Raw genomic sequence first — 23,938 nt, 5'->3', positions numbered from 1 at the left:
GCGCCGGTAATTCGGCGACGGGGCAGCGGGTGGTCGGGACGCGGAATATCAGGCGATCTGGCCAAGCAGCGGGGCGGGGGCCGCCCGATGGGTCACCCCCGCCACGGCCGCCCGGAAGTCCTTGATGTGCCCGGTGGTGAAATGCTCGTCCAGGGCCTGTGGGGAGGCCCAGTGCTCGAACACCCAGATGCGCCGCTCGTCGTCGGGATCGGCGGTCATCGCGTAGTCCAGGCAGCCGGGCTCCGCCTCACGGGTCCGCCGGCCCAGCTCGACGAGGGCCTTCAGCACGGTGGCACGGTCGCCGGGCGCGTAGTCCATCCAGCCGGCGACGACGACTTCCCCTGCCATGGTGTGTCCCCTTCGTGGTCATGGACGTGGACCCGCCGTTCCGTCAGGGGGAGCGGCGGGCCCACGCGTCCTCAGAGGCCGAGTGCGGCCGGCACGCTGTCCACGGTGACCGTGCCCTTGTCGCCGTCCACCGTGATCACCATGCCGTCCCGCAGCCGTCGTGTCCCGTTCTCGACGGAGATCACGGCCGGGATGCCCAGCTCGCGGCAGACCACCACGGCGTGGCTGTTGAGGGCGCCCACGTCCACGACGGCCGCTCCGGCGACCAGGAACAGCGGGGTCCAGGCCGCGTCCGTGATCGGCGCGACCAGCACCTCACCGGGCTCCAGCGCCTCGCACGAGGCCGGGTCGGTGACCACCCGCACCCTGCCGGTGTACGTGCCGTGGCTGCCGCCCACGCCACCGAGGACATCGCCCTCGACGGCCGCCGGGGTCCGTGCCTCCGCGCGCCGCGGCCAGGTGTCGACCTCGGTCCGGGCGTCGTCGGCGACGAAGAACGGCGGCTCCAGGTCGTACAGTCCCGCGTACTCCTCGAGCCGCTGGGCGATCACCGGGCCGAAGGACTCCGGGGCGGCGACATAGTCGTCCAGTTCGGTGTCCAGCAGCATCATCACGTCCTCGGGCCGGGCGAACAGCCCCGCCTCGACGCCGCGGCGACCGAGTTCCCGTACGGCCATACGGATCTCGTTGACGACGGTGACGCAGTTGGCCTTGGTGCGCTCGCGGGCCGGGATCCACACCTGGGAGGCGTGCATGCCGGCGTCGAACAGGGGCTGCGTCTCCTCGGGCAGCGCGGCCCGGATCTCCCCGGCCGTGCGCTCGCGCCCCTCCGTCAGCCGCTTGTGGCGGGCGGCGGGGGAGGCGTCGTCGGGACTGTGCCGGATCCGGTCGACCAGGGCCAGCGCCTGGACGGGTGCCGCCTCCCAGGACAGCGCGTGGATGTCCCACTCGTTGGGGCCGCGGTCGCCGGACTCCGCCAGGAACTCCTCGAAGGAGTCACGGAACGCCTTCACATCCCCGGTCGCGGTGCCGAGCGCCTGTTCCACGGCGGCCGGACCCCGGTCGAACAGGGCGCTGAGCTCGGCCGAGGCCGTGACCTGGCGGGACAACGTCCACAGCCCGGTCGAGGGGGAGGCGGAGTCGACGTCTCCGAGACCGCCGATCAGGTCGAGCAGGGCGCCGGGGCGGTCCACGCTCGCGCACAGCGGGCCGAGGATCGCCGGTCCGACGGAGGCGGGCAGTGACGACTCGACGTGGCGCTGGAAGGTCGTCTCCACCTCGTCCAGCAACGACCGTGCGTGGGCGACCAGTTCGGCGTCGGACAGCGTCGTCAGATCGGGTCGTGAGCGGCGCAGGGCGCGCAGCCGGTCCCGGTCGGCATCCGCCTCGGGAAAGCCGGTCTGGCCGAGCATCCGCTGGAGTGTCGCGCCCGCCTTGCCGGTCAGCTCCTCGTCCTGGTCGTCCGGATGCGCCACGTACACCGGAGTGTCGGAGCGCTGGCCGACGAAGGCGGCGTCGATCTGGTCCGCGGTCTGGCCCATCCGGATGCCGAACAGCCGCATGTGGGACAGGTTGAGGTAGAAGTGGCCGCCGAACATGCCGACGAACGGCGGCCGGGGGCCGGCCACCTCCTCCTCGCGGTAGATGCCGAACCCGACGAAGCCGCGTCGCCAGCCCTGCAGACCGCGCCCCCAGACCAGGGTCCAGCCCAGCGGGCTGGCGGGGTCCGGCAGTGTCTCGCCCGCGTTGGCCCGGGTGTAGTGCGGCAGCCGCTCACTGCGCTGCCAGTCCGTGATCCAGCTCTTCATGACGGAGTTCTCCCGCTGTCCGTACCCGTGCCTGCCCCTGTCCGTCCCGCGCCTACCACTGCGCCGTGCCGCCGTCGACGCTGATCAGCGCGCCGGTGATGCCCGCTCCGGCGTCGCTCGCGAGGAGCGAGGCGACGGCCGCGATCTGCTCCACCGTGGTGATCTTCTTCGTCGCGGCGTGCTCGGCGAAGCGGCTGAGCCATTCCTCGTAGCTGATGCCCTCGGCCTCGGCGGCGGCCGGCCCTGCGGCACGCATCAGGTCGGTGTCGACGGCGCCGGGGCAGATGGCGTTGCAGGTGATGCCCTGGGTGCCGTACTCGAAGGCGGTGGCCTTCGTCAGTCCGTGGATGGCGTGCTTGTTGGTGATGTAGTGGCTGATCGCCGGCTTGTTGGCCTGCTTGCCCTCCACCGAGGAGATGTTGATGATCCGGCCCCAGCCGCCCGCAAGCATCTTCGGCAGGGCCCGGCGGGTGCCGTAGAAGTAGGCGTTGAGGTTGAAGGCCAGGGCGTGGTTCCAGGCCTCGTCGCTGAGCTCGTGCACGGGGGCGAAGCCCTGGGTGCCGCCCGCGTTGTTGACCCAGATGTCGAGCCGGCCGAACCGCTCGGCGGCGAAGTCGGCCAGGGACTCGATGTCCTCCTGGCTGCTCGCGTCACAGGGATGGAAGACGGCCCGGTCCCCGGCGTTCAGCTCCTCCAGGGCCTGCTTGCCCTTGATCTCGCTGCGTCCGCTGATGACGACCGTGGCGCCGTCGGCCAGGAAGGCCTCGGCGATGGCGCGGCCGATGCTGCGCGTGCTGCCCGTGATCACCGCGACACGTCCGTCGAGGCTGCCCGTAGCCACCATGGTGTTCTCCCGCGAGTGTTGTTGGTTGCTCACCTGGCGGCTCGGGGGGCTGCTGAGGCGCCTCTGTCCAGGTGCTGGTGAATGGTGCGGTGGAAGTGCTGGAGTCCCGGCTCGTTGCGTCCGAAGACGAAGTCGGTCCCGGCGAGGGCCTGAAGGCCCTGCTGGACTCCGTAGGTGGTCGCGTAGTCCTCGTCGCGGACCACCTCGTGGAACCAGGCGCCGAACCTGTCGGCGGCCTGGCGTTCCTCCTCGGTGACCGCCGGTTCCCGCAGCAGGATGATCTGCTGGGTCACCGACTCGGTCGCCGTCCGGGGAAGCACCAGGGAGACGGCGATCTTCTGGCGCCAGCCGCCGGCGATCGCGAGTCCCGGGAAGAGCCAGTAGATGGGCCCGACGCAGTCCCCGGGGTCACGCCTGTCCGGCGGCAGCTCGCTCGCCTGAGCGATCGGGCGCAGGGCGGGTGCGATGCGCTGGTGGGGGCCCCAGGTGTCGTGGGCCATCATGTTCGAGAGGTTCGTCTCGAACACCGTCTTCGGGTGCAGCGAGGCGAAGTGGTACGTCTCCAGATACCCGTCGAGGGTGACCTTCCAGTTGGGACTGGTCAGCTCGCTGGTGGCGTAGTGGTGGCACTCCGCCAGGCGGAGGCCCTCCAGCAGCGGTTGCAGATCGCCCAGCCACTCGTCCAGGTCCGGCTCGGCGGCCGGGTCCAGCGACACGAAGACGATCCCGGCGCGCTCCCCGGCCGGCAGCTTCACCAGGCCGCGTCCCTCGCGCGGAACCTCGCCGAAGGTCTTCTCCGCGTACACGCCCCGCAGCTCCCCGGCCAGGTCGTACGACCAGGAGTGGTACGGGCAGGTGAGCCGCTTGGACACCCCGCATCCGGCCTCCAGGAGCCGGGCGCCCCGGTGCCGGCAGGCGTTGATCATCGCGTGCACGGCGCCCTGCCGGTCGCGTGTGATCAGCACAGGGACGCCGAGCACGTCGATCGCCTTGTAGGTGTTCGGCCCGGGCAGCTCGCACGACATCGCGAGCGGCAGCGGGACACTCCGGTGGACGGCGTCCGTCTCACGCTGCCAGCGGTCGGCGTCGAGGTAGTTGGCCACGGGTTCCGTCCACTGGCCGTCCGCCTCGTGCGTCGTGTTGTCGCGATGATGCGCCATCACGCGCTCGACGAGTTCGGCCGCCTCCCGCCGCATCGCCACGGACGCGGGGTCGGTGGACCGGTCCTGGCTGATCCACGACGAGTACTCGGGAGTGGACGGGGCGGAGGCCGGTGACCTGCGCTCGGGCGCTGTCTCCCGAATCTCCGGTGAACTGGTCTGGACCACGATGTCCTCACAATCCTCCCAGCCGCGAGCCGGTGACCGGCTTCCAAACGCGACAGCTGGGCTGTGTCCGAAACTGCAACAGGACTTAGTGTGGTCTGTCAATAGTAAGTGGGGAAGTCGCCGCTCGGTGTCCTGTGGGGGTGGGTGTGTCGGTCATGACCCGGCCGTTCGAGGTGGGTGTGGTGGTGCGGGACCTCGGGCTGATGGAGCGCTTCTACTGCGAGGTGATCGGCTGTCGTGCCGAGCGCCGCTCCCGTGTGCCGGAGTCCGTCGGTGGGCCGGCGGGGCTGGGCGGCGAGCTGACGGTCGCCTGGCTGCGGGTGCCCTCCGGGGGGTGCGTCAAGTTGATCCTGCCCCGGTCGGCGCCGGTGTCGGCAGGTGCGGCGCCCTGGTCCGCCGGGCGGCCGGGACTGTCGTATCTCACCTTTCACTTCGACGACATGGAGCCGATCCTGGCGGCGCTGCCCGGTGCGGGTGCCCGGCCGCTGTCGGACCCGGCGGTCGTCCGCGCGGGCGGCCGGCGGATCAGCTTCTGGGCGGATCCGGAGGGCAATGTCGTGGAGTTGGTGGACGAGCGGAGCGACGAGCCCGGTCCGGGGCGTAGTAATTAGAGACGCTGTTCAGTAAGGTGCCTGCATGCCGGTTACTGTAGACCGACACAAGTAACTCCGATTGCTTGGCAACCTCCCTCGGGCGAAGGGGCGGACGATGGCTCAACGAGCGTCTACGGCGTCGAAGAAATCCCCGCAGGTCAGTACCGCGGTCATCAGGGATCTGCACGAACGCATGGTGCGCATCCGGCTGTTCGAGACCGAGGCGGGAAAACTCATGGAGGCGGGCAAACTCCCCGGCTTCCTGCACCTCTATGTCGGCCAGGAAGCCGTCGCCGCCGGCGTGATGACGGCCCTGCGCGACGACGACCAGATCACCTCCACCCACCGCGGCCACGGCCACGCCGTGGCCAAGGGCGTCGGCTTCCGCGCCATGTACGCCGAGCTGTACGGCCGGGTCACCGGCGCCTGCCTCGGGCGCGGCGGCAGCATGCACATCAACGACCTCACCCGCGGCATGCTCGGCGCCAACGGCATCGTCGGGGCCGGCGTCCCGATCGCCGTGGGCGCCGCCTTCGCCGCCCGTTACAAGGGCGAGGACAGCGTCGCCGTGACCTTCTTCGGCGACGGCTCCACCAACATCGGCGCCTTCCACGAGGGCGCCAACATGGCCGCCATCCTCGGCCTGCCCGTGGTCTTCGTCTGCGAGAACAACGGCTACGCCGAGTTCACCCCGCAGTCCGCGCACATGCTGCTCACCGACGTCGCCGACCGGGCCGCCGCCTACGGCATGCCCAGCGTGATCGTCGACGGCATGGACGCGGTCGCCGTCCACCGCGCCGCGACCGACGCCGTCGCACGGGCCCGCTCCGGCGCCGGCCCGATGATGATCGAGGCCAAGACCTACCGCTACTTCGACCACCAGGGCGTCAAGGGCCTGCGCCACCCCTACCGCTCGGACGAGGAGGTCGCCGAGTGGAAGGCCCGCGACCCCATCGACCTGATCGAGACCCGGGCCCTCGCCGACGGCACCGCCACCCGCGCGGAACTGGACGACGTATGGCAGCGCACACGCGAGGAGATCGCCGAAGCCATCGCCCACGCCGAGGCGAGCCCGCTGCCCGACCCCGCCGACCTCCTGCTCAACGTCTACTCGGGATGACCGCCATGACCACCACCACCGAGTCACCCGTCGTTGCCACGCGCAAGCTCACCTACGTCAAGGCCTTCAACGAGGGGCTCGCACAGGCCATGCGCGAGGACGAGAACGTCTTCGTCGCGGGCGAGGACGTGGCCGGATACGGCGGCGTGTTCCGCATGTTCGACAACCTGCTCGACGAGTTCGGCGCATGATCGACACGCCGATCTCCGAAGCCGCCCTCGTCGGCCTCGGCGTGGGCGCCGCCGCCCGGGGCCTGCGCCCCGTCGTCGACCTGATGTTCATGGACTTCATCGGTGTCTGCCTCGACCAGATCGTCAACCAGGCCGCGAAGATGAAGTACATGTTCGGCGGCGCGCTGTCCGTGCCGCTCACCATCACCACCGCCTCCGGAGCCGGCCTCGGCGCGGCGGCCCAGCACAGCCAGAGCCTGGAGGCGTGGCTGGCCCATGTGCCCGGCCTCAAGGTGGTGATGCCGTGCGACGCGTACACCGCCAAGGGCCTGACGGTCTCGGCCATCAGGGACGACAATCCCACCGTCGTCATGCTCAACAAGGTGCTGCTCGGCAGCACCGGCGAAGTGCCCGAGGAGATCTACGGCATCCCGCTGGGGCAGGCGCACACCGCGCGGCAGGGCTCCGACGTCACCGTGATCGCGCTGGGCCGCATGGTGGGCGAGGCCCTCGCGGCGGCCGACGAACTCGCCGCCGAGGGCGTGGAGATAGAGGTGATCGACCCCCGTACCGTGCAGCCGCTGGACACGGAGACGATGTTCGACTCCGTCCGGCGCACCAACCGGGTGCTGGTGGTGCACGAGGCCGTCACCTTCGGCGGGCTCGGGGCGGAGATCGCCGCCCAGATCCAGGACGTGGTCTTCGACTACCTGGACGCGCCGGTCCTGCGCATCGGCGCCCCCTTCTCCCCGGTGCCCTTCTCACCGGTCCTGGAGAAGGCGTACGTGCCCGACCGCGCCCGCATCGCCCAGGGGTGCCGGCGCCTCCTCGAAAGGTCGTGACGGACGTGGCGGTCGAGGTTCTGCTGCCGAAGATCGGCCTGACCATGCAGGAAGGCACGATCGACGAATGGCTGGTGCCCGTCGGCGCGGCCGTCGCCGAGGGCGACTCGCTGCTGAGGCTGGCCACCGACAAGGTCGACGTGGACGTCGAGGCGGAGGCCGGAGGGCTGTTCCACCCGGTGGTCCCGGCCGGGGCCACGGTGCCGGCGGGCACCCTCATCGGCTGGCTGCTGGCCGAGGGCGAACAGCCACCGGAGGCACCGGGCGCACCGACGCCCACCGGCTCCGGCACTGACCGGGACACGGCCGTTACGAACGTCGTCGCTGCCCCGGACGGCGGTGTGGGCGCGGGTGCCCCGGCCGCCCTCGGCGGTACCGATGTGGCCCCCGCCTCCGCCGGCACCGGTGGCAGGCTCCTGTCCTCGCCGTACGCCCGCCGGGTCGCCGCGGCCGTCGGCGTCGACCTCACCGCCGTACGCGGGACGGGACCGGGCGGCCGGATCGTCTCCGAGGACGTGGAGGAGTTCTTCGCGGCGCTCCCCGCCGACCACGGTGTCTCCGGCGACCACGGTGTCTCCGCCGCGCCCGCCCCGCAGGACGGCGCGGCCTCCTCGCCCCTCGTCCGCAAGCTGGCGAAGGAACGCGGCATCGACTTGTCCGGGGTGAACGGCACGGGCCCGGGCGGCCGGATCCGACGCTCCGACCTCGACGCGGCACCGTCCGCCCCGCACGACTCCACTGCCCCCGTGCGCCGGAACGCGGCTCCCCAGCCCGGCGACGTCCTCCCCCTCACCGGGATGCGCGGCACCATCGCCCGCAGGATGCACGCCAGCCTCCAGGAGATGGCACAGCTGACGCACGGCTACGAGGTGCGGATGGACGCCGTGGTCTCCCTCAGGGAGCGGCTCAAGGAGGAGTGGGCCGACGGCGAACTGCCGGTGCCCAGCCTGGGTGACTTCGTGCTGAAGGCCGCCGCCCTGGCCCTGCGCGAGCACCCGCTGCTCAACGCGACGGTCCTGGACGACGGCATCCATCTGCTCGACGGCATCCACCTGGGCTTCGCGGTGGCCGTACCGGGCGGCCTCATGGTCCCCGTGATCGAGGACGCGGCGGCGCTGCCGCTGCATGAGATCGCCCGCCGGGCGAAGGAGCTGGCACAGGCCGCGCGCGAGGGCCGGATCTCCCTCACACAGCTGGAAGGGGCGACCTTCACGGTCACCTCGCTCGGCGGATACGGCGTCGACTTCTTCACCCCGGTGATCAACCCCGGCAATGTCGGCATCCTCGGGGTGGGCAGGCTCAGGGACGGTGTCGAGTGGGTGGACGACCGGCCGCTGCGGACCCGGGTCCTCACCCTGAGCCTCACCTTCGACCACCGTGCCGTCGACGGCGCGCCCGCCGCCGAGTATCTGCGCACGGTCGGCGAGTTGCTCAGCAAGCCCCTGCGTCTGCTGGTGTGATCCCGGGTCTACCGGGCCGGGTCGGCGATCCGCTCCGCGAGATCGCCGACCTCGCGGACGAACGAGCGGTGCCCCAGCGACCGGTAGACGTCGTCGCCCCGGACCTGCGAGGTCGCCGCGGTCTCCAGCAGTGCCAGCAGGCCCAGGCCGTTCACCGCCGCCTCGGCGTCGGAGACGGACGCGCGGGCCTTGCGCACCAGCCGCACCAGCTCCTCCAGCAACTGCGTACGGCTCTCCTGACGCAGTGCCTCCGCCTCCTGGCTCATCCCGGCCGACGACACGAAGAACACGGTGGCGGCGGACCGGTTCTCGGCCATCCACGCCAGCAGTGCGGTGATCGCCGCTCCGGTGTGCGAGCCGGGCTCCTGGGCCTCCGTGATCGACTGCAGCTGCTCGCGCAGCGCCGCCGCGAACGCCCGCATGGCCTCCGCCAGGACCTGGTCCTTGGAGGAGAAGTGGTAGTACACCGCGGCCGAGGTCATCTCCGCGCGAGAGGCGATGTCGGCCACGGTCACCTCGTCCGGCGGCTGGGTGGCGAACAACTCCGTGGCCGCCTCGATCACCCACTGCTTGCGCGAGGGGCGGTGGGCGGCGCGGGGTCCGGATGTCGTCATGGTGTCAAGTATGCCGGGAGCCGAGCCCGCCGGAGGCCGGTGTGCAGCAGGAGTTGTGCCGTCGGCGGGTCGGAGTTACTGGATACAATGGTCAGTACCGGAGAACACGGTGCGGACTGACGGCAGCGGGCAGGGAGCAGGATGGCCACCACCAAGAACGGCAAGCAGCCCGCCCACCGGCCCTCGCGGCGGCAGCACATCATCGCCGCCGCCGTACGGGTCTTCGGCCGCAACGGATTCGCGGAGACGAGCATCCAGGACATCGCCGACGAGGCCGAGGTGGTCCCCACGGCCGTCTACTACCACTTCGACGGCAAGGAGGAACTGCTCGAACTCGCCATGCGCCGGGTCTTCGACCAGCTGAACGCCGTCGTGGAGGCGGCCCGGCCCGAGTCCGAGCCGGGTGACGCGGAGGGCCTGGTGCGCGTCATCGACGCCGTATGGGAGTGGGTGGAGAAGAACCCGGACGAGGCCCGGCTCTACCAGGTCCAGGTCGCCTCCGCCAACGGCAGCGTGAAGGTCCTGCGGGACGAGTTCGAGCAGCGGCACATCCAGCGTGGCTACGACTACCTGCCCGAGGGCAGCACGCGCAGCCCCCGCGCGGCGAAGGCCCGGCACGCGGGACAGGCGCTCGCCGTCCGCACCCTCATCAGTACGACCATGCTGGTCACCGCGTTGCGGGCGGAGGGAGGACCGCTGTCCCGGCTGCCCTCCCGGGCCGTCCTGCAGGCGGTCAGGGAGCTGGCGCTGCGTATCGTCGCGGCCGAGGAGACGGCGGCGGGGCAGGAGAGGCCCGAGAAGAAGGCGACCTCACGGACCTGACAGGGTTCGGTGAAGGACCTTGAGAGGGTTCACCAGGGCAGTGGTCTGCGGTCGGCGAACAGCCCGCCCGTCGTCGCGTCGCCGTCGGGAAGCGTCGCCAGCCAGACCGGGGTGTCCGCCCCCTCCTCCGGCCCGCGCGGGGCGGACGGGCCGCCCATGCCGCTGCGGGTCCAGCCGGGATCGGCGGCGTTGACCAGCACACCCGTGCCGGCGAGTTCGGCCGCGAGCATGCGGGTGAGGGCGTTGAGCGCGGTCTTGGAGATCCGGTAGGCGGGGTGCCGGCCGGAGTCCATCAGGGCCAGCGAGCCGTAGGAGCTGGTGACGTTCACGATGCGGCCGTAGCCCGCCTCCACCATGCCCGGGACGACGGCCTCCGCCACGCGCCAGGCGCCGGTGAGGTTGGTGTCCAGGGTCGCCCGCAGGATGTCCTCGTCGAGATACGGGGGCCGCGGATCCCCGTCCAGGGACACACCCGCGTTGTTCACCAGGACGTCGATCCCGCCGGTCAGCTCCCGTGCCTCACGGACCGCTGCGACGACGCTCTTCGCGCAGGTCACGTCCAGGACCAGCGGCAGGGCCGCCGGGCCGACGGTGCGGCAGGCCTCCTCGGCGGCCGTCCGCTCGCGCGCCCCGACCAGGACGCGCAGTCCCCGGCCGGTGAGCTGCCGGCCGATCTCCAGCCCGATTCCGCGTGCTCCGCCGGTCACCAGCGCGGTTCTGCCGCCGTCCCGCATCCCCTGCCCGCCGCCTCTCACACCGTCAGGACCGAGCAGGCGCTGATCCCGGGCGCCCCGTACACATGGGTGAAGCCCACCCGGGGCGCGCCCGGTACCTGCGCGCCGGGCGCCCGGCCCTGCAGCTGTCGTACGACCTCGTGGAACTGACGCAGCCCGGAGGCGCCGACGGGCTCCCCGCCGGCCAGACAGCCGCCGTCGGTGTTGACCGGTATCCGGCCCGTGGGATCGGTGGCGCCCGTGGCCAGCAGTTCCTCCTGCTCGCCGTGGCCGCACAGTCCGGTCTCCGCCAGATGGATCAACTCCGAGCCGCTGTCCGTGTCCTGAAGCTGCGCGACCTGTACGTCAGCGGGTCGTACGCCCGCCGTGCGGAAGGCAGCCTCCGCCGCGTCGACGCTGGGGCTGCGGTGGGGTCCTGGCGGCAGCCACGGAGAGAACACCTCGAACGAACCGAACCGCCGCGTGCGGAAGGCCAACGACGCTATTCTGACCGGTCGTTCGCACAGGTCGAAGGCCCGGTCGCCGAGCGCCAGGACCAGCGCTGCCGCGCCCTGTCCGGGCGAACAGAACATGTACTGGGTGAGCGGCGGGCTGACCTCCGCGGAATCCAGGATCTCCCGCTCCGTCAGCGGTTTGCGCCGCCACGCCAGAGGATGCTGGGAGCCGTTGCGCAAGGCCCGCTCGGCGACCAACGCCAGCGCCCGCTCGGACATCTGGTGCTCGTACAGATACCGCTGGGTCTTCAGCGCGAAGAACTGGGTGGTCAGCATCATGCCGGTCTCGGCGTACCAGTCGCCGAGGCCGTAGCGGGCAGCGGAGACGTGGAACGCGCCCCGTTCGTGCTTGTCGAAGCCCACCGCCAGGCCCAGAGAGGCCTCGCCCGCGCGCAGCGCGTTGGCCACCGCGAGCACGGTGGAGGCACCGGTCGCGCAGCCGTTCTGCACATTGACGAAGGGCACTCCGGTCAGGCCCAGACGGCCCACCAGGGTGTCGGGCTTGCCGGACACGTCGGAGCCGCCGGCCGCGTAGCCGATGTCCTCCCAGACGACACCCGCGTCGGCCAGCGCCTCGCGCACCGCCCGCTCGGCCATGTCCATGCCGGTGACGCTCTCGTCGCGGCCGAAGGGATGCATCCCGCATCCGACCACGTACACCTCTTGGGCTCGGCTCATCGCTCCCCGGCCCCTCGTTCCTCGTCCCACTCCGGGCGGAACGCGAAGGTCATCACCCTGGTTCCGTCCTCGCCGTCGTAGGCGGGCACCAGGGTGAGCCGGACCGGCAGACCGATCCGGATCTCCTCGCGGGGTACCGCCAGGCGCGCTTCGACCAGCACCTCGCCGAGGTCCACATAGCCCACGTGGTAGGGCCGGTAGCCGTCGGCCGGCGGCCGGTACGGCGGTTTCGGCGGGAACGCCTGGAGCGTCCACGACCACACCCGCCCCCTGTCGGGCAGCACCTGTGCGGACATCACACCGTCCGCGCACCTGGGGCACGAGTCCTGCCGGGGGAAGACGACGGTGCCGCACGCCGAGCAGCGGGCGCCCACGAGACGCGGTGTGTCCCCGCCGGCGTGTTCACGGTCCTCCCCGTTCTCGAACAGCGACTCGTCGATGAGTCTGGTGGTCATGTTCCGGCCCTCCTTCCACGTCACCAGCCCAGCAGGGCGGCCAGCCGTTCCCGGTGATGTGCGGCGCCGCCCAGCAGCACCGCGTCGGACTGTGCGCGCCGGAAGAACAGGTGCGCGTCGTGCTCCCAGGTGAAGCCCATTCCGCCGTGGAGTTGTACGCACTCGGCGGCGACGGAGACGAACGCCTCGGCGCACCACGCCTGCGCCACCGCCGCGGCCTCGGCCAGCGCCCGGGGTGAGCCGTCCGCCCGGACCGCGCGCACCACGGCCGACCGTGCGGCCTCGACCTGGAGCAGCATGTCCGCGCAGGCGTGCTTGACCGCCTGGAAGCCGCCGATCGCCCTGCCGAACTGGGTGCGGTCGCGCACATGGGCCACCGTCATGTCCAAGGCGGCCTGGGCCCCGCCGAGTTGTTCGGCGGCCAGGGCGACCAGGGCCACGTCCAGGGCGCGGGAGACGACGTCCGCCCCCTCGCCGCCCGCGGTCAGCGCCCGGGCCCGCGCGCCGTCGAAGGTGACCATCGCCTGACCTCGGCTGAGGTCGAGGGTGGGCACCCGGCGGACGGTGACGCCCGGCTCGCGCGGGTCGGCCAGGAAGAGGTCCACGCCGTCGGCGCCGGTCGCGGCCACCACGAGGGCCTCGGCGTCGGCGCCGTCCAGGACGAACGGCGCGGTGCCGTCCAGAAGCGGGGCGCTGCCCTGCCAGGAGACGCCCACGGGCACGGCGTCGGCCCGCCATGTCCCGTCGGGTGCGACCACGGCCAGGGCGTGTACGACGCCCTCCGCCAGCTTGCCCAGCGCCTTGTCGGCCGTGCCGCAGCCCGCCAGCACCTGGCCGGCCAGCACGGTGGAGGACAGCAGCGGCACCGGTGCCAGGGTCCGGCCCAACTCCTCGCAGACGGCGGCGATCCCGGCCAGGCCGCCGATGCCTCCCGCCGACCCGGGCAGGCCGAGCGCCGCGAGGCCGACCTGCCGGCCGAGGGTGTCCCACAGCCCGGCGTCGACGCCGGGGGCCTCCTCGGACAGCTGGCGTACCGCGGCGGTGCCGCCGGCGTCCGCGCACACCGCGCGGACGGTCTCGCGGAGGTCTTCCAGTTCGGTGTCCGACAGCGCTGTGCCGTCGGTCTCGGTCACGGTGCTCGTCATCGTGTGCTCCCGCTGGAGTCGTCGCGTGCGCGCCGCGCGCTGTGCGCGGCCGCCATCCGGGCCACCGGCACGCGGTGCGCGGAACACGAGACGTAGTCGAGGCCGAGGCCGTCGCAGAACGCGATCGACTCGGGGTCACCGCCGTGCTCACCGCACACGCCCAGCTTGATGCCGGGCCGTACGCTCCGGGCCCGCTCGGCCGCCAGGGCGACCAGGGCACCCACCCCGCGCGGGTCGAGCCGGGCGAAGGGGCTGGCGGTGAGGAACCCGCGTTCCTGGTAGGAGGCGAGCACCTGGCGTTCGACGTCGTCCCGGGAGAACCCATAGGTGAGCTGGGTGAGGTCGTTGGTGCCGAAGGAGAAGAACTCGGCGTGCTCGGCGAGTTCCGCGGCCAGCAGCGCGGCGCGCGGGGTCTCGATCATCGTGCCGAGCCGGTAGGGGACCGCCACCCCGGTGCGGGCGGCGACCGCTTCGGCGGCACCGCGTACGTACCCGGCCGCGGCGGCCAGTTCCTCCGGCAGACTGACGAGCGGGATCATCACCTCCAGCTCCGGCCGGATCCCGGTGGCGGCGACATCGGCCCAGGCGGTGAAGAGTGCCTCGGCCTGCGCCGGGTAGAGCCGCTCGTGCAGCAGCGCCAGCCGCACCCCGCGCAGTCCGAGCATCGGGTTCGCCTCGCGCAGTGCGGCGGCCCGCTGCTCCTCGGCCGCGTCCAGGGCCTCGCCGGGGGCGGGCAGGAACTCGTGCAGCGGGGCGTCCAGCAGGCGCACGGTGACCGGGCGGTTGCCCACGGCGGCCAGCAGCGCGGTGAAGTCCTCATGCTGGGCGCGTTCCAGCGCCACCAGGGCCTCGTCCCGGGCGGTCGGGTCGGCGGCCAGGAGGACCCGCCGGATCAGCGGCAGCCGCTCGCCGAGGAACTGGTGCTCCGTACGGCACAGCCCGACGCCCTCCGCGCCAAGGGCCAGGGCCGTCTCCACCTCGGCGGCCGTGTCGGCGTTGACCCGCACGCCCAGTCGGCGCAGGTTGTCCGCCCACGTGAGCAGGGTGGACAGTTCGGGCGGGGGGCCGGCGACGCTGACGCTCAGCGTGCCCGCGTAGACGGCGCCGGTACGGCCGTCCAGGGAGATCGGGTCGCCCTCGCGCACCAGGCGCTCCCCGAAGCGGACCGTCCCGGCCGCCCGGTCCACGCGCAGCCCCTCGGCACCGCACACGGCGGGCTTGCCGGCGCCCCGCGCGACCACGGCGGCGTGCGAGGCGATGCCGCCGCTGCCGGTGAGCACGGCGGCGGAGGCCAGCATGCCGGGCACGTCAGCCGGTGTCGTCTCGGCCGCCACCAGCACGACCCGGGTGCCGTCCCCGGCCAGTTCGAGGGCCCGCTCGCTGGAGAGCGCCACCGTCCCGGTCGCCGCTCCGGGCGACGCGGGCAGGCCCCGGACGAGGAGTTCCTCCCCGCCGGTGAGCCGCAGTTGGGGGTGGAGCAGCTCCTGCACCTGCCCGGGGGTGATCCGCCGGACGGCCTCCTCGTGGCCGAGCGCCCCGCCCCGCGCGAGGTCCGCGGCCAGGCACACCGACGCCCGCAGCGGCGGGCGGAGTTGGGCGGAGGCGGCGAGCAGGGAGATCTCGTCGTCGCGCACCTCGAAGTCGACCGAGACCGGCGCGCGCAGATGCCGCTCCAGGGTGAGCAGGGAGTGCTCCAGCAGCGCGGTGCCGCCCGTGAGCTTGTCCAGCGGTTCACCGGAGTGCGGCGGCGGGGCGCTGCGGCGCACCCCGCGGAAGAAGGAGCCGTGCGGGGACAGACGTCCGGTCTCGGGATCGCGGCTGACCGCCGTACCGTAGCCCGAGTGGTCGGCCGGGCCGATGCGCAGGGCCTGCACATGCAGGGCGAGGGCCAGGTCGGCGGGGAGGCGCTGGGCTCGGCGGGACCTGCGGGCACGCGGCGAGTCCCACCGGGAGAGCAGGGCGCGGGCGGCGAGCGCCAGCTGTTGCGCCGGGTCGTCGGGGAAGGGCCGGGAGCCGTGCTCCGCCACCAGGGACAGCAGCACCTCGACCCGTTCTCCCGGCTGCGGTGTGTCCAGGAGGGCGTCGTCGAGCAGCGCGCCGGGAACGTCCAGGGCGTGTTCGGCGATCACGCGCACGGTGGCGGCCCACACCTCGTGCAGGGCGTCCGCCCGCCCGATGACGGCGCACAGGGCGTCGGCCGTGTCCGGGGCAACGCCGAGGCAGGCAAGGTCGGGCGGCAGTCCGGCGATCTCGGTCGGCGCGCTCGCCGACAGGCGCAGCAGCAGCGGCCGGGCCGCGTCCCCGATCCGCCGGCCCGAGAGCTGTTCGACGAGGTCCACGGCGGCTTCGGCGGTGGCGGCCTCGCACAGCGACGCGGCGGAGGCGGCGGGCACGGTGAGCCCGGGCACGACCGGCAGCCCGAGGGCCACCAGCCCGTCCATCGCGGCGCCGTGGGCGCCCAGCTCGCCGGCGTCCAGGCCCCGGATGCGTCCCTGCCCGTACGGCACCAGGGTCCGTCCGGGATGCCCGGGGCTGCCGGACGGGGCGAGAGGTGCCTCGGACGGGGCGAGGGGTGCCCGTGCCTCGGACGGTGCGGGGAGGCCGGCCTCGCGGTCGGTGACGCTCACCCCCGCCCCCTCGTCACGAGTTCCTCTTCACGGGCCTCGTCCTCGGCCCGGCTGATGCCCAGCACGAGCAGCAGTTCCTGGTGCAGCCGCATCCACACGGTGTGGTACGAGTCGCACAGCGGTGAGGCCAGCCACTCCGGCGCGCCGTCGTCGAAGCGGTCGAGGGCGTCCTCCAGGGCCGACAGGTACTGCCCGCTGCCCGCGAGCACCCGATCGAGCCTGCGCAGCACGGGCTGGATGGCCTCGTGCACGTCTTCCAGCGACTCGCGCACCCCGGCGTCGTAGACGTCGTCGGAGTGGTCGTTGGCGGTGCCGTCGGGGCGGCACTGCCATGCCGTGCACACATCCCGGATCTTCCGGTTGACCGGCAGGAACGCCTCGTACGCCGCGGTGATCCGCTCCTCCTGCTCGGAGCCGGCGGGAACCCGCAGCAACCGCGCTACGGAGATCCTGGCCCGCTCGGTCGGCAGCACCACCGGCCCCTTCACCGTCGCCAGCCCGGCGTCGGCCAGCGGCCGGTACTCGGAGTCCGGGCGGCCACGCCACATGCCACGCAGAACGAGGTCGACGACGGCTTCGGTGAGGGGCTCGTCGGACGCGTCCGGAAGGTCCACGGCAGCAGATTGCATCGCCACACCTTTTGCTCGGTTCTGTGTTGCCCGGAGGTTACGCCTCGGCAGCCTGGTTAGTGAAGAGGGACTCAAGAAACACTTTTCGCCGTGAGGAACGACGCCATGCGGTCCTGTGCGTCCGGGCCGTCCGCGAGGGCGGCTATCGACCGGGCCTCTTCGGTGAGGTGGCGGCGCAGATCCTCACCGGTGTCCAGCCGCAGCAGTCCCTTCGCCGCGCGCAGCGCGTCACCGGCGCCGGCGGCCAGGTCGGCCGCCGTGCGGTGGGCGGTGCCGTCCAGTTCCGCGTCCGGCACCGACCGGGAGACCAGGCCCCACCGTTCGGCGTCGTCGCCGGTCAGAACCGGGTTGGTGAGGATCAGCTCCGCCGCCCTGCGGGGGCCCACCAGGCGGGGCAGGAACCACGAAGCCCCGCAGTCCGGCGTGAGTCCGATCGCGGTGTAGGCGAGCCGGAACCGCGCGGACCGGGCCGCCAGGACGATGTCGCCCACGAGGGCCAGGCCGATCCCGCCGCCCGCGGCGGCCCCGCGCACGGCGGTCACCAACGGCACCGGCAGCTCGTACAGGATCTGTATCGCGGCGTGTGCGGCGCTCGCCACGGCGTGCACATAGGCGCCGGTCTCCGTGCCGCGGCCGGCGAACGCGCGCAGGTCGCCGCCCACGCAGAAGCTGCCGCCGGTCGTCCTCAGCAGGACCGCGCCCCCCGGGTCAGCGGCCACCTCCTCGGCGCTGTCCCGCAGTGCCTCGGCGGTGCCGAGATCGAGGGCGTTCCCGCGGCCGGGATCGTCCAGCCTCAGCTCGACGACGCCGTCGGGATGGCGGACCGTACGGACCGGGCCGGTACTCGCGGTCGGGCTCATGGGTGTCTCTCCCGTCGTCTTCCCGTCGCCGGGGCTTCCGGGCAAGATACTAAACACGCTATACAGTTTCTAGGAGGCGTCGGTTGACGATGCCCGTACGCCCGTCGGCGGGAGGTCCCGTGCCCATCCAGTTCGATGTCGATCCGGCAGTCGCCCAACTTGCCCAAGCCACCGCGGAGTTCGTGCGTGAGGTGGTCGTCCCGGCCGAGCGTGAATGCGGCGGGTCGGTGCACGACGCCCCCGAGGCGGTGCGGGAGAGCCTGCAGAAAGCCGCCCGTGACGCGGGTGTGTTCGCCCCGCACGTACCGAAGCGCTGGGGCGGCCACGGGCTCGACCTGCGCGGCCAGGCGGTGGTGTTCGAAGCGGCGGGCTACTCGCTGCTCGGGCCGCTGGCGCTGAACTGCGCGGCCCCGGACGAAGGCAACATGCACCTGCTGGAGAAGGTGGCCACCGAAGAGCAGAAGCAGACGTATCTGCGTCCGCTCGCCGCGGGCGAGTCACGGTCCTGCTTCGCCATGACCGAACCGGCTCCGGGGGCGGGTGCCGATCCCCGTCTGCTGCGGACCACCGCGACCCGGGTGCCGGGCGGCTGGCGCATCGACGGGCGCAAGTGGTTCATCACCGGGGCCCAGGGAGCCGGCTTCACCATCGTCATGGCCCGCACCTCCGGCAGCCCGGGCGACCCGGGCGGCGCCACCATGTTCCTGGTGGACGCCGACACCCCCGGCATGCGCCTCGTCCGGACGATCGAGACCCTCGACGAGTCGCTCTTCGCCGGGCACAGCGAGATCGTCTTCGACGGGTGCGTGGTGGGGGAGGAGCAGGTACTGGGCGCCGTGGACCACGGCTTCGAGGGCGCCCAGATACGGCTCGGTCCCGCCCGGCTGACCCACTGCATGCGCTGGCTGGGAGCGGCCCGCCGCGCCCAGGACATCGCATTGGAGCGGGCCGGGAGCCGGATGGCGTTCGGCTCGGCACTCGGAGATCTCGGCATGGTCCAGCAGATGCTGGCCGACTCCGAGATCGACATCGAGGCGAGCCGCGCCCTGATCCTGCGGACGGCATGGGAGTTGGACACCGGCTCCGCCGCGGCCTCCCAGCTCTCCTCGGTGTCCAAGACCTTCGTGGCGGAGGCGGTGAACCGGGTGGTCGACCGGGCGGTGCAGATCTGCGGAGCCCTCGGCATCTCGGCCGCCGACGCCCCACTCGCCCGGCTGTTCCGGGAGGTACGGCCCTTCCGGATCTACGACGGCCCCTCGGAGACCCACCGTTTCGCCATAGCGCGCCGCGCGGTGAGGCCGTACCGGAAGCAGCTCACGGGTGCCGACGGCTGACGACGGCTGCTCCAGTACCTCAGCTGTCGAAGTCGACCGTGAGGGTGTCGGAGGCGGCGAAGCTCTGGCAGGTGAGGACGGGAGGTGCGGAGGTGCGGAGGTGCGGGGGCCGGGTCGTGGGTGCGGTCAGTGCCCGCGGAAGCGCGGGGCGCGGCGCTCCAGGAACGCGGCGACGGCCTCGTGGTGGTCGTCGGTGGCGCCGAGACGGCGCTGGACGACCGCCTCGCGTTCCAGCGTGGCCGGCAGTGTCGAGGTCCCCGCCGACCGCAGCAGCGCCTTGGTCTCGCGGTACCCGGCGGTGGGGCCCTCGGCGAGGCGACGGGCGAGGGTCAGTCCTTCGGCCGTGGCGGAGCCGTCCGGCACGACCCGGTGCACCAGCCCCCATTCCGCGGCCTCCCGCGCGGAGAACCGGTCGCCGAGCAGCATGAGCCCGCTGGTCCTGGACGGGCCGAGCTGACGGACCAGGGCGCGGGCGACACCCGAGTCGGAGGCCAGCGCGAGGTTGCCGAAGGCGGTCGCGAAGCGGGCGCTCTCGCCGGCCACGCGCACGTCGCCGCAGAGGGCGATGCCGAGCCCCGCGCCCACACAGGCGCCCTCGACGGCCACGACGAGCGGCACACTCAGCCCGTTGAGCTCCTTCACCAGCGGGTTGAAGTGGTCGGGCAGGTTCGCGAAGGCCGTCGCCGGAGCGGTTTCCAGCAGTCGGGCGTGCTCGCGGAGGTCCTGCCCGACGCAGAAGTGCTGTCCGCGCGCGGTGAGCAGGGCCGCCCGGACACCGCGTGTGGTGTCCGTCGTCAGGCGGCGCGCGGACTGGAGGAGTGCGCCGCGCAGGTGCGCGTCGAACGCGTTGCCGCTGCCGGAGCCCCGCAGTTCGAGGATCGCGACACCGTCGGTGACCTCGTACGCCACTCCGTGCGCGCGGTCCGCCTGAGCGGTCGTGTCGTCGTCGTTCACCATCGGTAGAACCCCTGACCGGTCTTGCGGCCCAGTTCTCCGCGGGCGACCTTCTCGCGCAGCAGCCGGGGCGGGGCGAACCGTTCCCCGAGCGTCTTGTGCAGGTGTTCGGCGATGGCGAGCCGTACGTCGAGTCCCACCACGTCGGTCAGACGCAGCGGTCCCATCGGGTGCCGGTAGCCCAGGCGCATGGCCGTGTCGACGGCCTCCGGATCGGCGACCCCTTCCTCGACCATGCGGATCGCCTCCAGGCCGAGGGCGAGGCCGAGGCGGCTGCTGGCGAACCCGGGGGAGTCCTTGACGACGACATCCTGTTTGCCGAGCGCGTGCGTCCAGCGGACCGCCGCGGCCAGGGTCGGTGCGGCGGTGTCGGCGGCCAGGACCAGCTCCACGAGGGCGGAGACGGGCACCGGATTGAAGAAGTGCATCCCCAGGAACCGCCCTGGAAGCCTCAGGGCGGCCGCGAGTTCGGTGACGGACAGCGAACTGGTGTTGCTGGCCAGCACGCACCCGTCGTGCACCACGTCCTCGGCCGCGGTGAGCAACCCGGCCTTGAGCGAGGCGTCTTCATGGACGGCCTCGACGACCAGGTCCGCGTCGGGCGGCAGTTCACCGACCGAGGGGACGACCGTGATCCGGTCCGCCACGTCGACGTCCGCCGCCCCGGTGGGCGTCCCACGCCCGGCCGCCCGCCGAAGTCCCCCGACGATGCGCTCCGTCGCGGCGCCGGCGGCGGACCCGTCGCGTTCCGCGACGACCACGCGTGACCCGGCGACCGCGAAGGACTGGGCGATACCGGCGCCCATGCGCCCCCCGCCGATCACCCCCACGACGGCGGGTGGCGCTGATGCCGTTGTCATGTCCGGCCTCCCTTCTTCTCCAGGAAGCGCGTCATGCGCTCCTCCTTGTCCGGGCTCTCGAAGAGCACTGCCTGGGCGAGGTCGTCGGCCACGGGATGGGCTCCCGGGGCATCGGTGACGAGCTTGGTGAGCCGCAGGGCGAGTGCCGAGGAGCGGGCCATGCGGTCGAGCAGGGCATGGGCCTCGTCGGCCAGCCGGTCCGCCGGGACGACGTCGATGACCAGTCCACAGGCGCGTGCGGCTTCGGCGTCGAGGGTGCGCCCGGCGAGCAGGATCTGCTTGGCCACCGACACGCCGACCAGTTCGGGCAGCCGCCGGCACGCACCGGCGGCGGCCAGGATCCCCAGCCCCGGTTCGGGGTTGCCGAAGACCGCGTCCGGCCCGGCGATCCGCAGATCGCACGCGTACGCCAGTTCGGCGCCGCCGCCCAGTGCCCAGCCGGGCACCGCGGCCACGGTGGGCATGGGCAGTGCGCGGACCCGCTCGAACAGGCGGCTGTTGATGCCTCGCAGGGCCTCCTCCCGGCCCCGTGCGCGCAGTTCGGCGATGTCGGCGCCCCCGGCGAACACCCCGCCGTGCCCGGTGATCAGCAGCAGCCTGGGGTCGCGTTCCAACTCCGCGCACACCTCGTGCAGTTCGGAGATCATGCAGCCGCTGATGGCGTTGCGGGACTCGGGACGGTGCAGGGTGACGACGACACGGTCCGCGCGCCGCTCGACGAGCAGGGTGTCGTACGAGGTGCGGCTGATCGCGCTCATACGCGTTCGACCAGCATCGACACGCCCATCCCTACGCCCACACACATGGTCGCCAGGCCCCGGCGGCCGCCCTCGCGTTCCATCCGGCCCAGCAGGGTGAGCAGGATGCGGGCGCCGGAGCAGCCCAAGGGGTGGCCGAGGGCGATGGCACCGCCGTCGGCGTTGACCCGGTCCTCGTCGAGCTTGAGCCTGCGGATCACCGCGAGCGACTGGGAGGCGAACGCCTCGTTCAGCTCGACCGCGTCGAGGTCCTCGGCCTTCCAGCCCGCCCGCTCCAGGGCCTTCGTGGTGGACGGCACGGGGCCCAGCCCCATGAGGCGGGGCTCGACCCCGGCCGAGGCGGCGGTGACGACGCGGGCCCGGGGGATCAGCCCATGGCGTTCGACCGCCGCCGCGCCGGCCACCACCAGGGCGGCCGCCCCGTCGGACAGCGGGGAGGAGTTGCCCGCGGTGACGATCCCGTCGCCGCGGAAGGAGGTCCGCAGCGCGCCCAGCTTCTCCAGTGTGGTGGTCGGCCGGGGACCCTCGTCGCGGGTGACCTCGCCGTCCTTCACCGGAACCGGGACGATCTCCCGGTCGAACCGGCCCGCCTCCTGGGCGGCCACGGCCCGCTGATGGCTGCGCAGCGCGAAGGCGTCGGCCTCCCGGCGGGTGATGCCGTCCAGGCTCGCGACCTCCTCGGCGGTCTCGCCCATCGACACGGTGGTCCCGGCGGAGAAGCGCGGGTTGGTGAACCGCCAGCCGAGGGGCGTGTCGTGCACCTCGGGGGGCCGGGCCCAGGGCGTGCCCGGCTTGGCCATCACCCAGGGTCCGCGGGTCATCGACTCCGCTCCGCCCGCCACGACCAGGTCGGCCTCACCGGCCCGGATCGTCTGCGCGGCGGAGGCCACGGCCGTCAGGCCGGACGCGCACAGCCGGTTGACGGTGTATCCGGGCACGTGGTCCGGCAGACCCGCCAGCAGCGCCGCCATGCGGGCCACGTTGCGGTTGTCCTCGCCGGCCTGGTTGGCGGCGCCGAGGATCACCTCGTCGACGGCTTCGGCCGGGACGGCGGAGCGCCGTACCGCCTCGGCGACGACGAGGGTGGCCAGGTCGTCGGGGCGTACGGAGGCGAGGGCTCCGCGGTAGCGGCCCAGCGGGGTGCGGGCCCCGTCGATCAGATAGACCTCATCGGACATGGTCGTGTTCCTCCGCGGTGGAGTGACGGCGGGACTGCAGGACGCAGAACCGGCTGTGGACGAACGCCGGGTCGGTCAGGGTCGCGTTGGCGGCCGGGTTGGCCGATGTGCCGTGGAAGTCGCTGAAGGCGGCGGACTGGTTGGGGAAGACGTCCCCGGTCAGGTTCTCCGACAGATGCACCCCGGCTGCCAGGGCCGTCGCGCGCGCCGCCGCCAGCACGCCCTGGTCCGTCGTGTACACACAGGCGGTGAGCGCGCCGTGGCTCCGTACGGTGTCGTCGAGGACGCGCAGGGAGTGCGCGGTGCCGTCGGTGGCGATGACGAAGGAGACCGGCCCGAACCACTCGCTCGTGTACGTCTTCTCGTCGGTCTCCGCGTCCAGCCGGGCCACCAGCGGGGTGCGCACTACGGCGTCCGGATGGTCAGGGTGCCGTACGGCCCGTGAGGGGTGGGCGGTGCGGCCCAGGACCGCCGCCTCCTCCAGACGCGCGAGGACCGTGCCGTTGACGATCGCTCCGAGGGTGGCGGCGGCGCGGGCCGGGTCGGCGAGCAGATCGTCCAGCGCGCAACCCAGATCGGCGGCGAACTCGTCGGCCGTGCGCGGCCCTTGGTCGGTGGGGAAGCCGTCGCCGGGCACCAGGATGTTCTGCGGGGTGGTGCACATCTGGCCGCTGTAGAGCGACAGCGAGAACGCGAGGTTGCGCAGCAGACCGGCGTAGTCGTCCGTGGAGTCGACGACGATCGTGTTGAGCCCCGCCTTCTCCGTGTGTACGGCGGCCTGGCGGGCGTTGGCCTCCAGCCCGCGGTCCTGGGCGTGCGGGCCGCCCGCCTGGAACGCCATCACGAAGGGCTGGCCGGTGGTGTGCTGGACGGCGTGGGCGATCTCGAAGCCGGCCGCGTTCAGCCGGGCCAGGATCTCGGCCGCGACGCCGGCCCTGGTGTCGGGGCTCGCGGCACGCCAGGCCGTGGCGGCCGCCTTGGCCGTGGCCACGGCGGCCTCGGGCGCCAGATGGGGGTAGCTGACGCCGAGGGGAAAGCCGTAGGGCGACGTCTCGGTGGCGCGGACGGTGCCGGTCGTGGGGTGCCCGTCGAGCGGGAAAGGGCGGTCCAGGAGGGCGCGGAAGGCGGCCTCGCCCTGCTCGGCCGCGCCCTTTCCGTACGCGGAGTCGCTCGGGATCTCCGGGTACGGCGTCCAGTAGCCGCGGTCGGCGGTGCGTTCCGCGGCCTTGTGCAGCAGATCCGCGTGGCGGGCGAAGTAGTCGGGGTGATGGTCGGTGGACATG

At 72.7% G+C, this 23,938-nt stretch carries 24 protein-coding genes; 7 read left to right on the top strand and 17 right to left on the bottom strand.

Features of this window, described 5'->3' with window-relative positions; translation table 11 throughout:
* Nucleotides 1–48 precede the first annotated feature (48 nt).
* The 4 genes from ABZT17_RS11275 to ABZT17_RS11260 form a co-directional block, all read right to left on the bottom strand.
* Nucleotides 49–348 (bottom strand): putative quinol monooxygenase, encoded by a 300-nt coding sequence (locus ABZT17_RS11275; RefSeq protein ID WP_356346708.1) that lies wholly within the window; start codon nt 346–348, stop codon nt 49–51.
* A 71-nt stretch (nt 349–419) separates the two neighbouring features.
* Complete coding sequence (locus tag ABZT17_RS11270; protein ID WP_356346706.1) at nt 420–2,156, bottom strand: PEP-utilizing enzyme; 1,737 nt, start codon at nt 2,154–2,156, stop codon at nt 420–422.
* A gap of 52 nt (nt 2,157–2,208) precedes the next feature.
* A complete protein-coding gene (locus ABZT17_RS11265) occupies nt 2,209–3,000 on the bottom strand; it encodes an SDR family oxidoreductase (RefSeq protein ID WP_356346704.1) in 792 nt (263 codons plus the stop codon).
* 29 nt (nt 3,001–3,029) lie between these two features.
* Entirely contained in the window at nt 3,030–4,328 is a 1,299-nt protein-coding gene (locus ABZT17_RS11260; RefSeq protein WP_356346701.1) for an aromatic ring-hydroxylating dioxygenase subunit alpha, read from the bottom strand.
* A gap of 155 nt (nt 4,329–4,483) precedes the next feature.
* On the opposite strand from ABZT17_RS11260, the gene ABZT17_RS11255 reads away from it, so the two are divergent.
* The 5 genes from ABZT17_RS11255 (at nt 4,484) to ABZT17_RS11235 (ending at nt 8,513) form a co-directional block, all read left to right on the top strand.
* The gene (locus ABZT17_RS11255) at nt 4,484–4,939 is read left to right on the top strand and encodes a VOC family protein (RefSeq protein ID WP_356346699.1); all 456 of its coding nucleotides are present in this window, start codon (nt 4,484–4,486) and stop codon (nt 4,937–4,939) included.
* A 97-nt stretch (nt 4,940–5,036) separates the two neighbouring features.
* Complete coding sequence (locus ABZT17_RS11250; protein ID WP_356346697.1) at nt 5,037–6,041, top strand: thiamine pyrophosphate-dependent dehydrogenase E1 component subunit alpha; 1,005 nt, start codon at nt 5,037–5,039, stop codon at nt 6,039–6,041.
* A 5-nt stretch (nt 6,042–6,046) separates the two neighbouring features.
* Nucleotides 6,047–6,232, top strand: a complete 186-nt coding sequence (locus tag ABZT17_RS11245; protein WP_356346695.1) for a hypothetical protein — start codon at nt 6,047–6,049, stop codon at nt 6,230–6,232.
* Nucleotides 6,229–7,053, top strand: coding sequence for a transketolase C-terminal domain-containing protein (locus tag ABZT17_RS11240; RefSeq protein WP_356346693.1), 825 nt, complete (start codon nt 6,229–6,231; stop codon nt 7,051–7,053). Before ABZT17_RS11245 ends, ABZT17_RS11240 begins: the two co-directional genes overlap by 4 nt.
* 5 nt (nt 7,054–7,058) lie before the next feature.
* On the top strand, nt 7,059–8,513 hold the full coding sequence (locus tag ABZT17_RS11235) for a 2-oxo acid dehydrogenase subunit E2 (protein WP_356346691.1): 1,455 nt from the start codon (nt 7,059–7,061) through the stop codon (nt 8,511–8,513).
* Nucleotides 8,514–8,521: 8 nt separating this feature from the next.
* Here ABZT17_RS11235 and ABZT17_RS11230 read toward each other — a convergent pair whose 3' ends face one another.
* Complete coding sequence (locus ABZT17_RS11230; RefSeq protein WP_356346689.1) at nt 8,522–9,127, bottom strand: helix-turn-helix domain-containing protein; 606 nt, start codon at nt 9,125–9,127, stop codon at nt 8,522–8,524.
* Nucleotides 9,128–9,268: 141 nt separating this feature from the next.
* Here ABZT17_RS11230 and ABZT17_RS11225 point away from each other — a divergent pair, with 141 nt between their 5' ends.
* Nucleotides 9,269–9,949: a TetR/AcrR family transcriptional regulator gene (locus ABZT17_RS11225; protein WP_356346687.1), complete on the top strand. Its 681-nt coding sequence runs from the start codon at nt 9,269–9,271 to the stop codon at nt 9,947–9,949.
* A 29-nt stretch (nt 9,950–9,978) separates the two neighbouring features.
* Here ABZT17_RS11225 and ABZT17_RS11220 read toward each other — a convergent pair whose 3' ends face one another.
* From ABZT17_RS11220 to ABZT17_RS11190, 7 genes are all read right to left on the bottom strand, one after another.
* Nucleotides 9,979–10,656, bottom strand: coding sequence for an SDR family NAD(P)-dependent oxidoreductase (locus tag ABZT17_RS11220; protein WP_356346685.1), 678 nt, complete (start codon nt 10,654–10,656; stop codon nt 9,979–9,981).
* Nucleotides 10,657–10,700: 44 nt separating this feature from the next.
* Entirely contained in the window at nt 10,701–11,855 is a 1,155-nt protein-coding gene (locus tag ABZT17_RS11215) for a thiolase family protein (protein WP_356346683.1), read from the bottom strand.
* A complete protein-coding gene (locus ABZT17_RS11210) occupies nt 11,852–12,310 on the bottom strand; it encodes an OB-fold domain-containing protein (protein ID WP_356346679.1) in 459 nt (152 codons plus the stop codon). The genes ABZT17_RS11215 and ABZT17_RS11210 overlap by 4 nt, the downstream gene beginning before the upstream one ends.
* Before the next feature lie 20 nt (nt 12,311–12,330).
* Nucleotides 12,331–13,455 carry an acyl-CoA dehydrogenase gene (locus tag ABZT17_RS11205; RefSeq protein WP_356346676.1) on the bottom strand — a complete coding sequence of 375 codons (1,125 nt, stop codon included), beginning with the start codon at nt 13,453–13,455 and terminating at the stop codon, nt 12,331–12,333.
* Nucleotides 13,452–16,082, bottom strand: a complete 2,631-nt coding sequence (locus ABZT17_RS11200; protein ID WP_356346674.1) for a putative PEP-binding protein — start codon at nt 16,080–16,082, stop codon at nt 13,452–13,454. The genes ABZT17_RS11205 and ABZT17_RS11200 overlap by 4 nt, the downstream gene beginning before the upstream one ends.
* Nucleotides 16,079–16,711 (bottom strand): hypothetical protein, encoded by a 633-nt coding sequence (locus ABZT17_RS11195; RefSeq protein WP_356346672.1) that lies wholly within the window; start codon nt 16,709–16,711, stop codon nt 16,079–16,081. Before ABZT17_RS11195 ends, ABZT17_RS11200 begins: the two co-directional genes overlap by 4 nt.
* 71 nt (nt 16,712–16,782) lie before the next feature.
* A complete protein-coding gene (locus ABZT17_RS11190; RefSeq protein ID WP_356346670.1) occupies nt 16,783–17,571 on the bottom strand; it encodes an enoyl-CoA hydratase/isomerase family protein in 789 nt (262 codons plus the stop codon).
* A gap of 119 nt (nt 17,572–17,690) precedes the next feature.
* Here ABZT17_RS11190 and ABZT17_RS11185 point away from each other — a divergent pair, with 119 nt between their 5' ends.
* Nucleotides 17,691–18,905 (top strand): acyl-CoA dehydrogenase family protein, encoded by a 1,215-nt coding sequence (locus tag ABZT17_RS11185; protein WP_356346667.1) that lies wholly within the window; start codon nt 17,691–17,693, stop codon nt 18,903–18,905.
* A 126-nt stretch (nt 18,906–19,031) separates the two neighbouring features.
* Here the strand turns inward: ABZT17_RS11185 and ABZT17_RS11180 are convergent, their stop codons facing one another.
* From ABZT17_RS11180 to ABZT17_RS11160, 5 genes are read right to left on the bottom strand one after another with little or no spacing between them, the layout of a single operon-like run.
* Nucleotides 19,032–19,862: an enoyl-CoA hydratase-related protein gene (locus ABZT17_RS11180; RefSeq protein ID WP_356346665.1), complete on the bottom strand. Its 831-nt coding sequence runs from the start codon at nt 19,860–19,862 to the stop codon at nt 19,032–19,034.
* Nucleotides 19,856–20,719: a 3-hydroxyacyl-CoA dehydrogenase family protein gene (locus tag ABZT17_RS11175; protein WP_356346663.1), complete on the bottom strand. Its 864-nt coding sequence runs from the start codon at nt 20,717–20,719 to the stop codon at nt 19,856–19,858. Before ABZT17_RS11175 ends, ABZT17_RS11180 begins: the two co-directional genes overlap by 7 nt.
* Nucleotides 20,716–21,477, bottom strand: a complete 762-nt coding sequence (locus tag ABZT17_RS11170; protein ID WP_356346661.1) for an enoyl-CoA hydratase/isomerase family protein — start codon at nt 21,475–21,477, stop codon at nt 20,716–20,718. Before ABZT17_RS11170 ends, ABZT17_RS11175 begins: the two co-directional genes overlap by 4 nt.
* On the bottom strand, nt 21,474–22,655 hold the full coding sequence (locus tag ABZT17_RS11165) for a thiolase family protein (RefSeq protein ID WP_356346658.1): 1,182 nt from the start codon (nt 22,653–22,655) through the stop codon (nt 21,474–21,476). The genes ABZT17_RS11170 and ABZT17_RS11165 overlap by 4 nt, the downstream gene beginning before the upstream one ends.
* Nucleotides 22,645–23,937 carry an aldehyde dehydrogenase family protein gene (locus ABZT17_RS11160; protein ID WP_356346656.1) on the bottom strand — a complete coding sequence of 431 codons (1,293 nt, stop codon included), beginning with the start codon at nt 23,935–23,937 and terminating at the stop codon, nt 22,645–22,647. The genes ABZT17_RS11165 and ABZT17_RS11160 overlap by 11 nt, the downstream gene beginning before the upstream one ends.
* Nucleotide 23,938 lies beyond the last annotated feature (1 nt).

This window comes from Streptomyces sp. NPDC005648 (assembly GCF_040605395.1).
Classification (GTDB): Bacteria; Actinomycetota; Actinomycetes; order Streptomycetales; family Streptomycetaceae; genus Streptomyces.
Note: the sequence above shows the minus strand (reverse complement) of the source record. Positions and strands in the feature narration are given on the sequence as shown.

Coding starts and splice junctions, on each gene's coding strand:
- ABZT17_RS11270 (WP_356346706.1), bottom strand. CDS start 2,156: ATGAAGAGCTGGATCACGGACTGGCAGCGCAGTGAGCGGCTGCCGCAC.
- ABZT17_RS11195 (WP_356346672.1), bottom strand. CDS start 16,711: ATGCAATCTGCTGCCGTGGACCTTCCGGACGCGTCCGACGAGCCCCTC.
- ABZT17_RS11205 (WP_356346676.1), bottom strand. CDS start 13,455: ATGACGAGCACCGTGACCGAGACCGACGGCACAGCGCTGTCGGACACC.
- ABZT17_RS11160 (WP_356346656.1), bottom strand. CDS start 23,937: ATGTCCACCGACCATCACCCCGACTACTTCGCCCGCCACGCGGATCTG.
- ABZT17_RS11245 (WP_356346695.1), top strand. CDS start 6,047: ATGACCACCACCACCGAGTCACCCGTCGTTGCCACGCGCAAGCTCACC.
- ABZT17_RS11250 (WP_356346697.1), top strand. CDS start 5,037: ATGGCTCAACGAGCGTCTACGGCGTCGAAGAAATCCCCGCAGGTCAGT.
- ABZT17_RS11265 (WP_356346704.1), bottom strand. CDS start 3,000: ATGGTGGCTACGGGCAGCCTCGACGGACGTGTCGCGGTGATCACGGGC.
- ABZT17_RS11230 (WP_356346689.1), bottom strand. CDS start 9,127: ATGACGACATCCGGACCCCGCGCCGCCCACCGCCCCTCGCGCAAGCAG.
- ABZT17_RS11255 (WP_356346699.1), top strand. CDS start 4,484: ATGACCCGGCCGTTCGAGGTGGGTGTGGTGGTGCGGGACCTCGGGCTG.
- ABZT17_RS11215 (WP_356346683.1), bottom strand. CDS start 11,855: ATGAGCCGAGCCCAAGAGGTGTACGTGGTCGGATGCGGGATGCATCCC.
- ABZT17_RS11170 (WP_356346661.1), bottom strand. CDS start 21,477: ATGAGCGCGATCAGCCGCACCTCGTACGACACCCTGCTCGTCGAGCGG.
- ABZT17_RS11175 (WP_356346663.1), bottom strand. CDS start 20,719: ATGACAACGGCATCAGCGCCACCCGCCGTCGTGGGGGTGATCGGCGGG.
- ABZT17_RS11165 (WP_356346658.1), bottom strand. CDS start 22,655: ATGTCCGATGAGGTCTATCTGATCGACGGGGCCCGCACCCCGCTGGGC.
- ABZT17_RS11225 (WP_356346687.1), top strand. CDS start 9,269: ATGGCCACCACCAAGAACGGCAAGCAGCCCGCCCACCGGCCCTCGCGG.
- ABZT17_RS11210 (WP_356346679.1), bottom strand. CDS start 12,310: ATGACCACCAGACTCATCGACGAGTCGCTGTTCGAGAACGGGGAGGAC.
- ABZT17_RS11190 (WP_356346670.1), bottom strand. CDS start 17,571: ATGAGCCCGACCGCGAGTACCGGCCCGGTCCGTACGGTCCGCCATCCC.
- ABZT17_RS11180 (WP_356346665.1), bottom strand. CDS start 19,862: ATGGTGAACGACGACGACACGACCGCTCAGGCGGACCGCGCGCACGGA.
- ABZT17_RS11275 (WP_356346708.1), bottom strand. CDS start 348: ATGGCAGGGGAAGTCGTCGTCGCCGGCTGGATGGACTACGCGCCCGGC.
- ABZT17_RS11240 (WP_356346693.1), top strand. CDS start 6,229: ATGATCGACACGCCGATCTCCGAAGCCGCCCTCGTCGGCCTCGGCGTG.